At 49.4% G+C, this 2,411-nt stretch carries 3 protein-coding genes and 1 pseudogene; all 4 read left to right on the plus strand.

The window, feature by feature from the left end:
- A partial coding sequence (locus QVO51_RS03045) for a hypothetical protein (protein WP_288167796.1) occupies positions 1–292 on the plus strand: 292 nt, incomplete at its 5' end.
- A 370-nt stretch (positions 293–662) separates the two neighbouring features.
- Entirely contained in the window at positions 663–1,163 is a 501-nt protein-coding gene (locus QVO51_RS03050; protein WP_022357184.1) for a hypothetical protein, read from the plus strand.
- A 101-nt stretch (positions 1,164–1,264) separates the two neighbouring features.
- The gene (locus QVO51_RS03055; protein WP_288167797.1) at positions 1,265–1,972 is read left to right on the plus strand and encodes a hypothetical protein; all 708 of its coding nucleotides are present in this window, start codon (positions 1,265–1,267) and stop codon (positions 1,970–1,972) included.
- A gap of 8 nt (positions 1,973–1,980) precedes the next feature.
- Positions 1,981–2,411 (plus strand): annotated as a pseudogene (locus tag QVO51_RS03060) (hypothetical protein); the annotation flags it as partial.

Consider the following 2,411-nt stretch of genomic DNA (forward strand, 5'->3'; position numbering starts at 1 on the left):
CAACTCGCTTTACGGATACCCGACTTTGTTATTAGCTGCTGCTGAACATACTCCTTACGTATTAACAGAACAATTATCCGCCATTGCTGCAAAAAATCATAGAGCAGGAACAATTGGAAAAATGGCTTCAGATCCAATTCTAACAAACAACCCCGCACCGCTGAAAACCAGTGATGCGGGGTCTGCTTTATCTATTCGCATTTCCGTAGGCAGCATCACCCCTGACCATTTTCCAAAGTCCTCCAGGCATTGTCCTCTCGTTGGTGGCATCAAAATTGTGAACTTTCTGTAAACTTTGACGGGGGTGACATCTTTTTGGCATGCTCAATCGTTTATATAGTAGATGCGTGCAAAAAGATGAAGTGTTTGTGGGATGAACAGCGGCACGGAGAGCATCTACTGGGGCGTTCTGCTTGTATTCGCCTTTTTTATGCACCATTGTTTCTACAGTCCTATTTTCAAAAAAATCTAATAATGGTATTGACAAAGACCACCAGGATACTGTATAATGCAATTAAGGATAAAAAACGAGTAATTTCGATAATATGGGTGAAACGTGCCCAGACTGTAGGGTAATTGCTTTTTCCTGATTTAACGGTCAGGCTTTCGGGAGAAAAAGCTGTAATTATCAAATCAATCTCAAATCAAAGGAGGAATTCAGAATGAAAAAAACACTGAAAAGAACGCTTGCACTGTTGATGGCGACGGCGTCCCTTACGGTAAGCCTGGGGGGGATGAGCGTACACGCCGCAAACACAGGGGATACTAGGATCACCAACTTCACTGCGGCTCCCGGCATTGCCGATACTTATACGGAATTGCCTGTGGATGAGAAAGGTGTCAGAGTCAAGACGAACAATTCCAGCGTGTACATTTATCTTACGGCTGCAGACCGTGATGTGTATGTTCAGACCTGGGGGCTGAGCGATACCTGGTGGTCCTCTGCTGTGGCAAACAGAACCTGCAACAAAAATGGTCGTTCCACCGCTCGGGTTACAGTTTCGGCAGGTACTCGGTATGTTGTCAAGAACCTGATCTATGAGCGTGGGGATGCCTGCGCCGGTCTGAAGTTTGCTTCCACAAGCTATTATAACCCGTCCACCATTACCGGTGTATGGAGTCCGGACTTTTCCGGCAACCTGAGCGTGACCGTTGCCAACTAGCGCCCGATTTTAAGCAGCAGGATGCCGGGCGGAATGATCTCATGCAGTCCGGCATCTTGTTTTCCTGTCAGAGAGAACTTGACGAACAAAAGGTGGAAGATATGAAGCGAACTTTTTTCTGCGGCACCCTTGCCTGTGCGCTTTTGCTGCTGAACGCCTGTACGTTTGGGGACATTCAGATTGAAACCTGGTCAGAAGCCCAGCGTGATTCTGCCGCAGTCAATAGTGCCGACAGCACCGATAGTGGTTCTGATTCCGGCTCCGCAAAAAAGCCGGAGATCAAATTCCAAACTGCTTTGGGAGAACGTTTTTACTCAGAAAACCTGGTAAGTCCACCTGCTGGCAGTGGGGAAATCTATGTGACCGTTGATCGGGCAGAGGTGTTTACGACCTTTGCAGAGGCGGGAATCGCATTGGAGGATACGTTTCCGTACAGTGTGGTGGACGGCATGCACTATGATCAGGCAAGCGGAAAACTGCTGCACGATGGGGTGATCGTGACCCTGCACTTTACCGTGGAGAATGTCAATGCGACCTCACCGGAGCATGCGTGGGAGCCGGAGTTTTATGAAGAATATGATTTCCGGGTGGATGCCTTAGGTGCCTGCACAGAGGGCCCTAATTTTTATTTCAGTAAACACGATGCATGCAGCGGAAACTACTTTGCGTTTCACCTGGAGCCGGGGGAAACCACCGAATTTGAGGCGTCGTACCTGGTTCGCCTAGAAAACGTTCCACTGGAGTCTGTGGTGTTTCAAACGGCAGACACTAAAAACCGCGGTCCGTGGGTTGATCTGAACTTGAAGTGAGGTGTGGAATGAAGCGAACTTTTTTCTGCGGCACCCTTGCCTGTGCGCTTTTGCTGCTGAACGCCTGTACGTTTGGGGACATTCAGATTGAAACCTGGTCAGAAGCCCAGCGTGATTCTGCCGCAGTCAATAGTGCCGACAGCACCGATAGTGGTTCCGATTCCGGCTCCACAAAAACGCCGGAGGCTCCCAGGTACGCTGCCCTGGGGGAACGCTTTTACGCGAAAAACCTGGTACAATCTCATGGTAGTGGGGAAATCTATGTGACCATTGATCGGGCAGAGGTGTTTGCGACCTTTGCGGAGGCGGGAATTGCATTGGAGGATACGTGTCCATACAGTGTGGTGGACGGCATGCACTATGATCAGGCAAGCGGAAAACTGCTGCACGATGGGGTGATCGTGACCCTGCACTTTACCGTGGAGAATGTCAATGCGAC

It is taken from the genome of Ruminococcus sp. CAG:379 (assembly GCF_000434255.1).
GTDB lineage: Bacteria > Bacillota > Clostridia > Oscillospirales > Ruminococcaceae > Ruminococcus_F > Ruminococcus_F champanellensis.